The following is a 16,077-nucleotide window of genomic DNA, read 5'->3' as shown; positions in this document are numbered from 1 at the left end:
ACCACATCGACCACGGGGATGGCGTAAAGAATGGTGAACGAGGAGAAGTACCTCGATTACCTCAAGCGGGCGACGGCCGATCTCCGCGAGGCGCGGCGGCGGCTGCGCGAGGTGGAGGAGCGGGACCAGGAGCCGATCGCGGTCGTGGCGATGAGCTGCCGCTACCCCGGTGGCATCGACACCCCCGAACGTCTGTGGGAGCTCGTCGCCCGCGGTGCGGACGCCGTCTCGCCGTACCCCACGGACCGGGGATGGCCCGCCGAGGTCCTCTTCGACCCCGATCCGGAGAGCGGCATCGAGGCGTACGAGCAGGTCGGCGGATTCCTGCACGACGCCCACCACTTCGACCCCGCGTTCTTCGGCATCTCCCCGCGCGAAGCCCTCGCCATGGACCCGCAGCAGCGGCTGCTCCTGGAAACCTCGTGGGAGGCGTTCGAGCGGGCCGGCATCGACCCGGCCTCGCTGCGCGGCAGCCGTACCGGCGTCTTCGCGGGCCTGATGTACCACGACTACGCCGCCCGGCTGTTCAGCGTCCCCGAGGAGATCGAGGGCTTCCTCGGCAACGGCAGCTCCGGCAGCATCGCCTCCGGCCGGATCGCCTACACCCTCGGCCTGGAAGGCCCGGCGGTCACCGTCGACACGGCCTGCTCGTCCTCGCTGGTCGCGGTCCACCTCGCCGCCCAGGCCCTGCGCAGCGGCGAGTGCACCCTCGCCCTCGCCGGCGGTGTCACCGTGATGTCGACCCCCGGCACCTTCACCGAGTTCAGCCGCCACCGCGGGCTGGCCGGTGACGGCCGCTGCAAGTCCTTCGCCGCCGCTGCCGACGGCACCGGCTGGGGCGAGGGCGCCGGCATGCTCGTCCTGGAACGGCTCTCCGCCGCCCGCGAGAACGGCCACCCCGTCCTCGCCGTCATCCGTGGCACCGCCGTCAACCAGGACGGCGCCAGCAGCGGCCTGACCGCCCCCAACGGACCTTCCCAGCAGCGCGTCATCCGCGACGCGCTCGCCGGAGCCCGGCTCTCACCCACCCAGATCGACGCCGTGGAGGCCCACGGCACGGGAACCACCCTGGGCGACCCGATCGAAGCCCAGGCGCTGCTGGCCACGTACGGCCAAGGCCGCCCGGAGGACCGTCCGCTGCTGCTCGGCTCCGTCAAGTCCAACCTCGGGCACACCCAGGCCGCCGCCGGCGTCGCCGGGATCATCAAGATGGTCATGGCGATGCGTCACGGCATCCTGCCCCAGACCCTGCACGTGGACGAGCCCACACCGAACGTCGACTGGTCGGAGGGCGCCGTCCGGCTGCTCACCGAGTCCGTCCCGTGGCCCGAGACCGGCGCGCCCCGGCGCGCGGGCGTCTCCTCGTTCGGTATCAGCGGCACCAACGCCCACACCATCCTCGAACAGGCTCCCGAGCCCGCCGCCACCGCGGAGTCCACCGCGGAGTCCACCGCGCCCAAGGAGTCCACCGCAGCCGCGGCCCCCGTGCCGCCGCTGTGGAACCTCTCCGCCAAGTCACCGGCCGCCCTGCGCGCCCAGGCCGAGAAGCTGCACGCCCACCTGACCGCCCACCCCGGCCTGCGCGCCGGGGACGTCGCCCACTCCCTCGCGAGCGGACGGACCGACTTCGAACACCGGGCGGTCCTGACAGCCGCCGGCGGGCCCGGACTCGTCCGCGCGCTGGAGTCCCTCGCCACCACGGGTCCGGAGGAACCTGCCCCGGGCGTCACCCGTGGCCGACCGGCGGCCGGCAAACTGGCCTTCCTCTTCACGGGGCAGGGCAGCCAGCGCCTCGGCATGGGGCGCGAACTGTACGAGACCCGGCCGGTGTTCGCCGCCGCACTGGACGAGGTGTGTGAACACTTCGAACTTCCGCTGCGGGATGTGCTGTTCGGGGCGGATGCGGATCTGCTGGACCGTACGGAGTACGCCCAGCCGGCGCTGTTCGCGGTCGAGGTGGCGCTGTTCCGGCTGCTCGAATCGTGGGGTGTGAAGCCGGACTTCGTGTCCGGTCACTCCATCGGCGAGATCGCCGCCGCGCATGTGGCGGGCGTCTTCTCGTTGGAGGATGCCTGTGCGCTGGTGGCGGCGCGGGGCCGGCTGATGCAGGCGTTGCCGGCCGGTGGTGTGATGATCGCCGTGCAGGCCTCGGAGGACGAGGTTCGGCCGCTGCTGACCGACCGTGTCGACATTGCGGCAGTCAATGGCCCGCAGTCGGTCGTGATCGCGGGTGACGAGGACGCGGCGGTCGCCGTTGCGGAGGCCTTCCCCGACCGCAAGACCAAGCGTCTCACCGTCAGTCACGCGTTCCACTCCCCGCACATGGACGGCATGCTGGACGCCTTCCGCGAGGTCGTGCAGGGGCTGACCTACCAGGCTCCCCGCATTCCGGTCGTGTCCAACCTGACCGGCGCGCTTGTCTCCGACGGTGAGATGGGCTCGGCGGACTTCTGGGTCCGGCACGTCCGCGAAGCCGTCCGCTTCCTCGACGGCATCCGCGCCCTCGCCGCCCGCAACGTCGTGCACTTCGTCGAGATCGGCCCGGACGCCGTCCTCTCCGCCCTCGCGCCCGAATGCCTGCCCGCGGACGCCGACACGGCCGCCTTCGTGCCCGTACTGCGTGCCGGTCGCCCCGAGACCGAGACGCTGACCGGCGCCCTCGCGCGGCTGCACGTGCGGGGCGCGGCCGTCGACTGGGACGCGTACTACGCCGGGACCGGCCTCGAGCGCGTCGACCTGCCCACCTATGCCTTCCAGCGCGAGCCGTACTGGCTCGATGCCGGACGCCCCCCGGGCGACGTCTCCGCGGCCGGCCTGGGCACGGCCGGTCACCCGCTGCTCGGCGCCGCCGTCGCCCTCGCCGACCTCGACGGATTCCTGTACACCGGCCGGTTGTCGCTGGACACCCACCCCTGGCTCGCGGACCACGCCGTCATGGGTTCGGCCGTGCTGCCCGGGAGCGCCTTCGTGGAGCTGGCGATCCGGGCCGGCGACCAGGTCGGCTGCGACCTCCTGGAGGAACTCACCCTCCACGCCCCGCTCGTCCTGCCCCAGGACGGCGGTGTCCAGCTGCAGCTGTGGGTCGGCGCGCCGGATGCCACCGGCCGCCGCACCCTCGGCGTGCACTCCCGCCCCGAGCCCGCGGCCGACGGACCCGACGCCGATACGGCGGAGCTGCCGTGGACCCGGCACGCGGACGGCGTCCTCGCCGTCGGTGCCCCGCAGCCGTCCTTCGCCCCCGAGACCTGGCCGCCGGCCGGTGCCACCCCGCTCCCGGTCGACGAGCTGTACGCCGGGCTCGCGGAGGCCGGACTCCACTACGGCCCCGCCTTCCAGGGCGTCCGCGCCGCCTGGGTGACCGACGAGGCGACCTATGTGGAGATCGAGTCCGCCGACGAACAGCGGGCCGAAGCCTCCCTGTTCGGCCTGCACCCTGCACTCCTCGACGCTGCCCTCCACACCATCGGCCTCGCCGGCCTGGTCGAGGACGCTGGCAGCGGCCGGCTGCCGTTCTCCTGGACCGGCGTGGCCCTGCACGCCGTCGGCGCCGCCACCCTCCGCGTACGACTGGCGAAGGCCGGACCGGACGCGGTGTCGCTGGCCCTCGCCGACGGCGCCGGTCAGCCCGTCGCCGACATCGCCGCGCTCACGCTGCGCGCCGTCTCGGCCGAGCACCTGAACGCCGGAACGGGCGGCCCACACGACTCCCTGTTCCAGGTGGCATGGACCCCGCTGCCCCTCCCCGGTACGGCCGGCACGGCCGTCGAGCACCCGCTGGTGCTCGACGGGCCGGCAGCCGCCGAGGCCCTCGATGCGGCCCTCGACACCGGCGGGCCCGTGCCCGGAACCGTCCTCGTACGTCTCCCCGCGGCGCCGGAGCTCACCCCCGAGGCCGTCCACACCGCCACCCACGGCACGCTCCACCTGCTGCGGCGCTGGCTCGCCGACGACCGGCTCACCAACAGCCGGCTCGTCCTCCTGACCCGGGGCTCGGTCGCCGTCCGCACCGGCGACCGAGTTCCGGACCCTGTCCATGCCGCCGTCTGGGGCCTGGTGCGCTCCGCGCAGTCCGAACACCCGGGCCGCTTCGTCCTCGTGGACACCGACGCGCCACTGGACGGGCCCGACGGGACGGCCCTCGACGCCGCCCTCGCCTCCCAGGAGCCGCAGCTCGCCCTGCGCGAGGACTCCGCATACGCGCCCCGGCTGGCCAGGGTCCCCGCCGACACCGGCACCCCGGCCGAGGCGCCCCTGTACGACGCAGACGGCACCGTCCTGGTCACCGGAGCGGCAGGCACCCTAGGCCGGCTCGTCGCCCGGCACCTCGTGGCCGAGCGCGGCGTACGACACCTGCTGCTGCTCAGCCGCCGCGGGGACGCGGCACCCGGTGCGGCGGACCTGACGCGCGAACTGACCGAACTGGGCGCAGAGGTGACCTGGACGGCGTGCGACGCGGCCGACCGGGAGGCACTCGCCGTCGCCCTGACCGCGATCCCCGCGGCCCACCCGCTGCGCGGGGTCGTCCACACCGCCGGTGTCCTCGACGACGGCGTGATCGAGTCGCTCACCCCCGAACGCCTCGACGCCGTCCTGCGGCCCAAGGCCGACGCCGCCCTTCACCTCCACGAACTCACCCGCGACCTCGGCCTGTCGGCGTTCGTCCTCTTCTCCTCGGCCGCCGGCGTGTTCGGCGCACCCGGCCAGGGCAACTACGCGGCGGCCAACTCCTTCCTGGACGCCCTCGCCCAGCACCGGCGTGCCCAGGGCCTCGCGGGCATCTCCCTGGCGTGGGGCCTGTGGGAGGACTCCGACGGCATGGCCGGCGGCCTGGACCAGGCCGGCCTCGACCGGATGAAGCGCGGCGGCGTCCAAGGGCTCACCGCCTCCGACGGCCTCGCCCTCCTCGACCTGTCCGACGCCGTACACGCCACCGCCACTGATGGCGTGGCCCTGCTGGTGCCCATGCGCCTGACCCTGCCCGCCGCCGGGGCGGGCGTGCCCCCGCTGCTGCGCGGGCTGGTCCGTACCCCCGTACGGCGTACCGCGGCAGCCGCCGCAGGCGGTACCGGGACGGAGCTGTCCGCCCTCGAACAGCGCCTCCTCGGGCTCGACGCCGCCGGCCGGGAACGGCTGCTCCTCGACCTCGTCCGCGGCCACGTCGCCGACGTGCTCGGCCACGGCACCCCGGACGCCGTCGAACCCGGACAGGCCTTCAACGAGCTGGGCTTCGACTCCCTCACCGCGGTCGAACTCCGCAACAGGCTCGGCGCGGCGGTCGGCCGCCGCCTGCCCGCCACGCTGGTCTTCGACCACCCCACCTCGCTCACCCTGGCCCGCCACCTCTCCGCCGAACTCGGCGGGGACGAGACCCCTCACGCATCCCCCGCATCCCTCACCTCCATCCCCGCGCACGGCGCCGATGAGCCGATCGCGATCGTGGCCATGAGCTGCCGCTACCCGGGCGGCGTGACCACTCCCGAGGAGCTGTGGCGGCTGCTGGAGAGCGGCGGCGACGCCATCACGGGCTTCCCGGCCGACCGCGGCTGGGACGTCGAGTCGCTGTACCACCCCGACCCCGACCACCCGGGAACCTCCTACACCCGCCATGGCGGCTTCCTGCACGACGCCGCCGGGTTCGATCCGGCGTTCTTCGGGATCAGCCCGCGCGAGGCCGTCGGCACCGACCCCCAGCAGCGCCTGCTGCTGGAAACCACCTGGGAGGCGTTCGAGCGGGCCGGTATCGACCCGGCCACCGTGCGGGGCAGCCGAACCGGCGTCTTCGCCGGGGTGATGTACCACGACTACGCCGCTCTGCTGGAACGTTCGCCCGATGGGGCGGACGGCTCGCTCGGCTCCGGCAGCACGGGCAGCATCGCCTCGGGACGCGTCTCGTACGCCTTCGGACTCGAAGGCCCCGCCGTCACCATCGACACCGCCTGCTCGTCCTCGCTGGTCGCCCTCCACATGGCGATCCAGGCCCTGCGCACCGGCGAATGCGACCTGGCCCTGGCCGGCGGTGTCACCGTCATGGCCACGCCGGGCACCTTCGTCGGCTTCAGCCGCCAGCGCGGCCTCTCCGCCGACGGACGCTGCCGCGCCTTCTCGGCCGACGCCGACGGCACCGGCTGGGGCGAGGGCGTGGGCATGCTGCTCGTCGAGCGGCTCTCGGACGCCCGCCGCAACGGTCACCCGGTGCTGGCCGTGGTCCGGGCCTCGGCCGTCAACCAGGACGGTGCCAGTAATGGTCTGACGGCGCCCAATGGTCCCTCCCAGCAGCGCGTCATCCGTGCCGCCCTCGCGAGCGCCGGACTGTCGGCCGCCGACGTGGACGCGGTCGAGGCGCACGGTACGGGTACGACCCTGGGCGACCCGATCGAGGCGCAGGCGCTGCTGGCCACGTACGGCCGGGAGCACACCGAGGACCGTCCGCTGTGGCTGGGCTCGGTCAAGTCGAACCTCGGACACACGCAGGCCGCCGCCGGTGTCGCGGGCGTCATCAAGATGGTCATGGCGATGCGCCACGGCGTACTGCCCCCCACCCTGCACGCGGAGCGGCCGTCACCGCACGTGGACTGGTCGGAAGGCGCCGTCAGCCTGCTGACGGAGTCGGTTCCGTGGCCGGAAACGGGTCGACCGCGCCGCGCCGGCGTGTCGTCGTTCGGCATCAGCGGCACCAACGCGCACACGATCATCGAGCAGGCGCCGGACGAGGTCATCGCCCCCGCCGTGCCGGTACCCGGCGTGCTGTCCCTGCGGCTCTCGGGCCGCACGGCGAACGCCCTGTCGGCCCAGGCCCGCGCCCTGCACGCGCACCTGCACGCCCACCCCGACCTTGCGCTCGCGGACGTCGCCTACTCCCTGGCCACGACCCGCTCCCTCTTCGACCACCGCGCGGTGGTCGTGGCCCGGGACCGCGACACGGCCGCCACCGCCCTCGACGCGCTCGCCTCCGGACGGACGGCCCCCGGCCTGACCCGGGGCACGGTCACCAAGGGTGGCCGGACCGCCTTCCTGTTCACGGGGCAGGGGAGCCAGCGCCTCGGGATGGGGCGTGAGTTGTATGACGCCTATCCGGTGTTCGCGGAGGCGCTGGACGCGGTCTGTGCGCGGCTGGAACTGCCGCTGAAGGACGTGCTGTTCGGTTCCGATGCGGAGCTGCTGGACCGGACGGAGTACACGCAGCCGGCGCTGTTCGCGGTCGAGGTGGCGCTGTTCCGGCTGGTCGAGTCCTGGGGTCTGCGGCCGGACTTCCTGGCCGGTCACTCCATCGGTGAGATCGCCGCCGCGCACGTCGCGGGGGTGCTGTCGCTGGACGATGCGTGCACCCTGGTCGCCGCCCGTGGCCGTCTGATGCAGGCGCTGCCGGCCGGTGGCGTGATGGTGGCGCTGGAGGCTTCGGAGGATGAGGTTCTTCCGCTGCTGACCGACCGGGTGAGCATTGCGGCGGTCAACGGTCCGCGGTCCGTCGTCATCGCCGGTGACGAGGACGCGGCGGTCACGATCGCCGAGTCCTTCTCCGGCCGCAAGACCAAGCGCCTGACGGTGAGCCACGCCTTCCATTCGCCGCACATGGACGGCATGTTGGACGCGTTCCGCGAGGTGGTGGCGGGGCTCACCTTCGCCGCCCCGAGCATCCCGATCGTGTCGAACTTGACCGGTGCCCTCGTGTCCGACGAGATGGGTTCGGCGGAGTTCTGGGTGCGGCACGTCCGGGAGGCGGTGCGCTTCCTGGACGGCGTACGCGCCCTGGAGGCCGCCGGGGTGACGACGTACGTCGAACTCGGCCCCGGCGGGGTGCTGTCCGCCCTCGCCCAGGACTGCGTCACCGACGGGACCGCCGCCGCCTTCGTTCCGACGCTGCGCGCGGACCGCTCCGAAGCGGACACCGTCGCCACCGCCTTCGCCCAGGCCCACGTCCGTGGCGCCGAGACCGACTGGCACGCGTACTTCGCCGGGACGGGCGCGCGACGCGTCGACCTGCCCACGTACGCCTTCCAGCGCGAGCGCTTCTGGCCGGAGACCGGCACCCCGCTGCCCGGTGACGCCACCGGTCTCGGCCTCGCCGCCGCCGGACATCCGCTGCTGGGCGCGGCGGTGTCCCTGGCGGACGCCGACGGGTGCATCCTCACCGGCCGGCTCTCGCTGCGCACCCATCCCTGGCTCGCGGACCACACCGTCATGGGCTCGGTGCTTGTGCCGGGTACGGCCTTCGTCGAGCTGGCCCTGCACGCCGGCGAACGCGTCGGAGCCGCGGCCCTCGACGAACTGACCCTCCGGACACCGCTGGTCCTGCCGGACGACGGCGAGGCCGTGGACGTCCAGCTCACGGTCGGGGCGCCCGACGCCTCGGGCCGCCGCCCGGTGGCCGTGTACTCCCGCCCGGCCCACGCCGACGCCGACGCCGAGCCGTGGCTGCAGCACGCCGCCGGACTGCTCGTGGACGAGGTACGGGCCGCCACCGCAGACCTCGGTGTCTGGCCGCCGTCCGACGCCACTCCCGTACCGGTGGACGACGCGTACGAACTGCTCGACGCCTCCGGACTCCGCTACGGACCCCTGTTCCGCGGGCTGCGGGCGGCCTGGCGGCGCAACGGGGAACTCTTCGCCGAACTCGCCCTCGCCGGACGCGCACAGGCGGACGCCGACGCGTTCGGCCTCCACCCCGCTCTGCTCGACTCCGCCCTGCACACCCTGGCGCTCGGCGGCGACGTCCTGGCGGGCCCGGACACCGACACGGCCCGACTGCCCTTCGCCTGGAACGGCGTACGCCTGCACGCGACCGGCGCCTCGACGGCACGCGTCCGTCTGGCTCCCGCCGGGCACGGCGCGGTGTCGCTGGAACTGGCCGACCCTGACGGCCGGCCCGTCGCCTCGGTGGACTCACTGGCCCTGAGGGCGATGTCGCCCGAGCAGATCGGCGCGGCGGCGCGCGACGGCCGCCCGGAGTCCCTGTTCCAGGTCGACTGGACGGCGCTCCCCGCAGACCGGACGGCGGCAGCGCCTGAGGACATATCAGACGTCGTCTACGCCGCTTCGCGCACGGACGACTGCCCCGCGCTGCCGGAAGCGGTGCACGCGGAGACGGCCCGGGTGCTGGCGCTGCTGAAGGAGAGGCTGTCGGACGACCGGTTCGCGGACTCGCCTCTGGTGTTCGTGACGCGGGGCGCGGTGGAGGCCGTGCCGGGCGAGGGCGTGCGGGATCTGGTGCATGCCGCTGTGTGGGGTCTGGTGCGTTCGGCGCAGTCGGAGAACCCGGGCCGGTTCGTGCTGGTCGATGTCGAGGCCGACGGTGATGTGGAGGCTGCGCTGGCTTCGGGTGAGTCCGAGGTCGCGGTGCGCGGTGGCTCGGTGCTGGTGCCGAGGCTTGCGCGTGCGGCGATCGAGGCCGGCTCTTCGGAGTGGGACGCCGAGGGCACGGTCCTGGTGACGGGTGCGAGTGGTTCGCTGGGTGGGCTGTTCGCGCGTCATCTGGTGGCCGAGCACGGTGTCCGGCATCTGCTGCTCGTCAGTCGTCGTGGTGAGGGTCCGGAGCTGTCGGCTGAGCTGACTGCTCTGGGTGCTGAGGTGTCGTGGGCGGCGTGTGATGTGGCCGACCGGGAGGCGCTGGCGGCTGTCCTGGCCGGTATCCCGGCCGAGCACCCGCTGACCGCGGTCGTCCATACGGCCGGTGTCCTGGATGACGGCGTGGTCGGGTCGCTGACGGCCGAGCGGCTGTCGGCGGTCCTGCGTCCGAAGGTCGATGCGGCGTGGAACCTCCACGAGCTCACCCAGGACCTCGATCTCTCCGCGTTCGTCCTGTTCTCGTCCGCTGCTGGTGTGTTCGGTGGTGCGGGTCAGGCCAACTACGCGGCCGGGAATGTGTTCCTGGATGCGCTCGCTGCTCAGCGTCGGGCCCAGGGCCTGGCGGCTACCTCGCTCGCCTGGGGTCTGTGGTCCGAGGCCGGAGGCATGGGCGCCGCCCTGGATGCCGAGGACGTCTCCCGTCTCGGCCGGGGCGGCGTCAACGCCCTGACCGCCGCCGAGGGCGTGGCGCTGTTCGATGCCGCTTGCGCAGCCGACCGGCCGCCGCTACTGGTGCCGGTGAAGCTGGACCTGGCCGCGCTGCGGGCCCAGGCCGGCAGCGGGATGCTCCCGCCGCTGCTGTCCGGACTGGTCCGTACGCCCGTACGCCGGGCCGCCGCCGGCACCACCGGCCCCGGCCTCGCCGGCATGACGGCCGCCGAACAGCAGTCCTTCGTACTGGACTTGGTGTGCACCCAAGTTGCGGCGGTGCTCGGCCATGCCGGGCCCGAGACGGTCGAGGCCGACCGCTCCTTCCGCGAGTTGGGCTTCGATTCGCTGACTGCCGTCGAGCTGCGCAATCTGCTCGGCGCCGCCACCGGGCTGCGCCTGCCCGCCACCCTCGTCTTCGACTACCCGACGGCGACGGTCCTGGCCGATCACCTGCGGGTCGAGCTGCTCGGAGCGGCGCCCGCGGTGCCGTCCGCGCCGGCCGCCGTCGCCGTACGCGACGACGAGCCCATCGCGATCGTGGGCCTGGGCTGCCGCTACCCCGGCGGTGTGGAAAGCCCGGAGGCCCTGTGGCGGCTGGTCCTGGAGGGACAGGACGTCATCTCCGGGTTCCCCGACGACCGTGGCTGGGACCCCGACGGTCTCTTTGCCGACGACCCCGGCCAGGAGGGGACGAGCTACGCCCGTGAGGGCGGCTTCCTCTCCGACGCTTCCGCCTTCGACCCGGCATTCTTCGGGATCTCGCCGCGCGAGGCCGTGGCGATGGACCCGCAGCAGCGGCTGCTGCTGGAGACCTCCTGGGAGGCGTTCGAACGGGCCGGCATCGACCCGCGGTCCCTGCGCGGCACCCGGACCGGCGTCTTCGCGGGCGTCATGTACCAGGACTACGCCTCCCGGCTCCCGGCCCTGCCCGAAGGCGTCGAGGGCTTCCTCGGTACGGGCAATGCGGCCAGCGTCATCTCCGGCCGGCTGTCGTACACCTTCGGCCTCGAAGGGCCGGCGGTCACCGTCGACACCGCCTGCTCGTCCTCCCTGGTGGCCCTGCACCTGGCGGTGCAGGCGCTGCGCAGCGGGGAGTGCTCGCTCGCCCTCGCGGGCGGAGTGACCGTGATGGCGACCCCCGCGGCCTTCGTGGAGTTCAGCCGGCAGCGGGGCCTCGCGGCCGACGGGCGCTGCAAGGCGTTCTCCGCCGACGCCGACGGCACGGGCTGGTCCGAGGGCGCGGGTGTCCTGCTGGTGGAGCGGCTGTCGGACGCCCGGCGCAACGGGCACCCGGTGCTGGCCGTGGTCCGCGGTACGGCGATCAACCAGGACGGTGCCTCCAACGGCCTCACCGCGCCGAACGGCCCGTCCCAGCAGCGGGTGATCCGGCAGGCCCTGGCCAATGCCGGCCTGACCGCCGCCGAGGTGGACGCCGTCGAGGCGCACGGTACGGGTACGACCCTCGGCGACCCCATCGAGGCGCAGGCGCTCCTCGCGACCTACGGGCAGGACCGCCCGGCCGATCGCCCGCTGCTGCTCGGCTCGGTCAAGTCCAACATGGGCCACACCCAGGCCGCGGCCGGCGTCGCGGGCGTCATCAAGATGGTCATGGCGATGCGCCACGGGGTCCTGCCCAAGACCTTGCACGTGGCCGAGCCGACCCCGCACGTCGACTGGTCGGCAGGGGCCGTGACCCTCCTTGAGTCGGCCACGGACTGGCCGGAGACGGGCCGCCCGCGCCGGGCCGCGGTCTCGTCCTTCGGCTTTAGCGGTACGAACGCCCACGCCATCATCGAGGAGCCTCCCCAGCCGGCGGAGCCCGAGGCGCGGCCCGAGCCCGACCGGGTGCCCGGCAGCCTGCCGTGGCTCCTCTCGGCGAAGGATCCGCAGGCCCTGCGTGACCAGGCCGCGCGCCTGGCGGCGCACGTGGTCGAGCACCCCGGGCTGTCCGTCACGGACATCGGTTACGCCCTGGCCACGAGCAGGACCGCACTCGACCGGCGGGCCGCGGTGGTCGCGGAGGACCGTGAGGGGTTCCTGGCAGGTCTTGCCGCGCTCGCCGAAGGGGGCTGGACGGCCGGTCTGCTGGAAGGCTCGCCGGCCGCCGCGAAGCTTGCCTTCCTGTTCACCGGACAGGGCAGCCAGCGCCTGGGCATGGGACGTGAGCTCTACGAGACCCACCCCGTGTTTGCCGCCGCACTGGATGAAGTGTGTGCACACTTCGAACTTCCGCTGCGGGATGTGCTGTTCGGGGCGGATGCGGATCTGCTGGACCGTACGGAGTACACCCAGCCGGCGCTGTTCGCCGTCGAGGTGGCCCTGTTCCGGCTGCTCGAATCCTGGGGTGTGAAGCCGGACTTCGTCGCCGGCCACTCCATCGGCGAGATCGCCGCCGCATATGTGGCGGGCGTCTTCTCGCTGGAGGACGCATGCACCCTGGTCTCGGCCCGCGGCCGGCTGATGCAGGCGCTGCCCGCCGGTGGCGTGATGATCGCCGTGCAGGCCTCGGAGGACGAGGTCCGGCCGCTGCTGACCGACCGTGTCGACATCGCCGCGGTCAACGGTCCGCAGTCGGTCGTGATCGCGGGTGACGATGACGCGGCGGTCGCGGTCGCCGAGGCGTTCCCCGACCGCAAGACCAAGCGCCTCACCGTCAGTCACGCGTTCCACTCCCCGCACATGGACGGCATGCTCGACGCCTTCCGTGAAGTCGCGCAGGGGCTGACCTACCAGGCTCCCCGCATCCCGGTCGTCTCCAACCTGACCGGCGCGCTCGTCACCGACGGTGAGATGGGCTCGGCGGACTTCTGGGTCCGGCACGTCCGCGAAGCCGTCCGCTTCCTCGACGGCATCCGCGCCCTGGAGGACGCGGGTGCGGCCACCTACCTCGAACTCGGCCCCGACGGTGTCCTCTCCGCGCTCGCCCAGGACTGCACGACCCGCGACGACACCGCCTTCCTTCCCGTCCTGCGCCCGGACCGGCCCGAAGGGGCCGCCCTCACCGCAGCCCTCGCCCAGGCGCACCTGCGCGGCATCGCCGTCGACTGGGAGGCGTACTACGCCGGCACCGGCGCCCGCCGGGTCGACCTGCCCACCTACGCCTTCCAGCGGCAGCGGTACTGGCTGGAGGCGCCCGCCCACTCCCTCGCGGGCGACGTCGCCTCCGCCGGACTCGGCGCCACCGCGCACCCGCTCCTGGGGGCCGCGGTCGACCTCCCCGACTCGGACGGGTTCCTGTTCACCGGCCGGCTCTCGCTGCGCACCCACCCCTGGCTGGCCGACCACCGGGTCGCGGGCACCGTCCTGCTGCCGGGCGCCGCGCTGGTCGAACTGGCCGTCCGTGCGGGCGACCACGCCGGCTGCGGCCGGCTGGACGACCTCACCCTCGAAGCGCCACTGGTGCTGCCCGAGACGGGCGGGGTGCAGCTGCGGCTCGCCGTGGCCGCCCCCGACGCGCACGGGCGCAGGCCCTTCCAGGTCTACTCGCGCCCCGAGCAGGCCGCCCCCGACGAGCCGTGGACCCGGCACGCCGACGGCGTCCTCGCCCCCGACCCCCAGGAATCCGACGCCCACGCCCTCCAGGAGTGGCCGCCGGCCGGAGCCGTCGCCTGCCCCATGCAGGACCTGGACGAGCTGTACCCCGGCTTCGACGCCATCGGACTCGGCTACGGGCCCGCCTTCCGCAACCTGCGCCGGGCCTACCGGCTCGGCGACGAGGTGTTCGCCGAGGTGGCCCTCGCCGAGGACCGCCTCCCGGAAGCCGCCCTGTACGGGCTCCACCCGGCGCTCCTCGACGCCGCCCTGCACGCCGTCGGGTTCGGGGAGTTCTTCCCCGAGGGCCCCGAGGGCGCGCGGATGCCCTTCTCCTGGGACGGCGTACGGCTGCACGCAGCCGGCGCCCCGGCGCTGCGCGTACGGATGGCACCGGCCGGCCGGGACACGGTGGCGCTGACCCTGTGGGACGGCACGGGGCAACCCGTCCTGACCGTCGACTCGCTCGTCCTGCGCCCCTTCGCCGCCGACGGCATTGCTGCCGCTGCCGGTTCCGGCACCGGACCGGTCCGCGAGGCGCTGTTCCAGGTCGACTGGACCTCCCTGACGCTGCCCGAAGCCGCGCCGGAGTCCGGTGCCGGCTGGGCGCTGCTCGGCGCGGACCCGCTCAAGACCGGCGCCGGCCTGGAACGGGCCGGGATCCTCGACGACCCCTACGGATCGGCGTATCCGGACCTGAACGCCCTGGGCGAGGCCTTCGACATGGCCGAGGCCCTGGGAGAGCCGGCACCGGAGACGGTCCTCGTCTCCCTGGCGCCCGACCTGGCGGCACCGGCCGCGGCCTCGGCCGCGCACGCCGCGACCGCGCATGCCCTGGGCCTCGTCCAGGGGTGGCTGGCGGACGAGCGGTTCGCGGCCTCGTGGCTCGTGGTCCTCACCCGCGGAGCCGTCGCCACCGCCGACCCCGACGAGGACGTCACGGACCTCGCGCACGCCGCGGTGTGGGGTCTGGTGCGGTCCGCCCAGGCCGAGCACCCCGGCCGGTTCGTCCTGATCGACCTCGACGGCGAGGATCCCTCCTACCGGGCCCTGCCCGCCGCGCTCGCCACCGACGAGACCCAGCTCGCCCTGCGCGAGGGGACCGTACGGGCGCCCCGCCTGGCCCGCGCGGCCCTCACCCCGCCCGAGGCCTCGCCCGCGGTCCCGGCCGAGGACGCCACCAGCGCCGTCGACCCCGAGGGCACGGTCCTGATCACCGGAGCCACCGGCACCCTGGGCGGCCTGCTCGCCCGCCACCTCGTCACCGAGCACGGCGTACGTCACCTGCTGCTCACCAGTCGGCGGGGCGCGGCGGCGGACGGCGCCACCGAACTCGCCGATCAGCTGGTCGCGTCGGGTGCCCGGGTCACCTGGGCGGCCTGCGACGCGGCCGACCGGGACGCGCTGGCCACCGTACTCAAGGCCATCCCGGCCGAACACCCGCTGACGGCCGTCGTGCACACCGCCGGTGTGCTCGACGACGGCACCGTCACCTCGCTCACCCCCGAGCGGGTCGCGAAGGTGCTGCGGCCCAAGGCCGACGCGGCATGGAACCTGCACGAGCTGACCCGGGACTTCGACCTGGCGGCGTTCGTACTGTTCTCCTCCGCGGCCGGCGTGTTCGGCAACGCCGGACAGGCCAACTACGCCGCCGGCAACACCTTCCTCGACGCCCTCGCCCAGCACCGTCGAGCCCAGGGCCTCGCGGGCCTCTCGCTCGCCTGGGGCCTGTGGGACGACGAGGCCGGCATGGCCGCGACCCTCGACGACCAGGACCGGCGGCGCCTCGGCCGCGGCAGCATGGACGCGCTGTCGGCCGCCGACGGGCTGGCCCTCTTCGACGCGGCCCTGCGGGCGTCCGCCGAGCCGGCGACCACGAGCCTGCTCGTGCCCGCCCGGCTCGACCTGGCCGCACTCCAGGCCCAGGTGGGCGACACCGTCGCGCCGCTGCTGCGCGGCCTGCTCCGTACGCCCGTACGACGCAGGACGAGCGGCGGCGCGCCGGCGGACGCCCCGGGATCGCTGGCGGAACGGCTGGCCCAACTGCCGCCCGCCGAACGGGACCGGGTGCTGCTCGACACGGTCTGCACTCACGTCGCCCAGGTACTGGGCCACAGCGGCGCCGCCGCCATCGAACCGGGCAGCGCGTTCAAGGAGCTTGGCTTCGACTCGCTGACCGCGGTCGAGCTGCGCAACCGGCTCGGCGCGGCCACCGGGCTGCGGCTCCCGGCCACGCTCATCTTCGACTACCCGACCCCCGAACAGCTCAGCGGATACCTGCGCTCCGCCCTGCCCCTCGACGCCGACGGACCCACCGTCTTCGGCGAACTCGACCGGCTGGAAGCCGCGTTGGGTGCGGCGGAGGCGGCGGACGCGGACAGCGTCACCCGCTCGCGGATCACGATGCGCCTCCAGGCCCTCATGGCCCGGTGGAACGCCGGCCAGGACACCGGACGGCGTACCGGCACCGACGAGAACACCGACGAGGACCTCGGCTCGGTCACCGACGACGAGCTCTTCGACCTGCTCGACGACGAACTCGGCACTTCCTGA

General features: G+C 74.0%; 1 protein-coding gene. It reads left to right on the top strand.

The genetic code is table 11. The annotated features are described in order from the left end of the window. The first annotated feature begins 30 nt into the window (after positions 1-30). Positions 31-16,077, top strand: coding sequence for a type I polyketide synthase (locus tag ABT123_RS21860; protein ID WP_351317149.1), 16,047 nt, complete (start codon positions 31-33; stop codon positions 16,075-16,077).

Origin of the sequence: Streptomyces sp. NPDC002054 (genome assembly GCF_040296685.1) — a bacterium.
Classification (GTDB): domain Bacteria; phylum Actinomycetota; class Actinomycetes; order Streptomycetales; family Streptomycetaceae; genus Streptomyces.
The sequence above is the reverse complement of the archived record's forward strand: the minus strand, read 5'-3'. Positions and strand labels throughout refer to the sequence as shown.

Bases quoted from the DNA above. Each gene is read 5' to 3' on its own strand.
- ABT123_RS21860 (WP_351317149.1), top strand. From the start codon at position 31: ATGGTGAACGAGGAGAAGTACCTCGATTACCTCAAGCGGGCGACGGCC.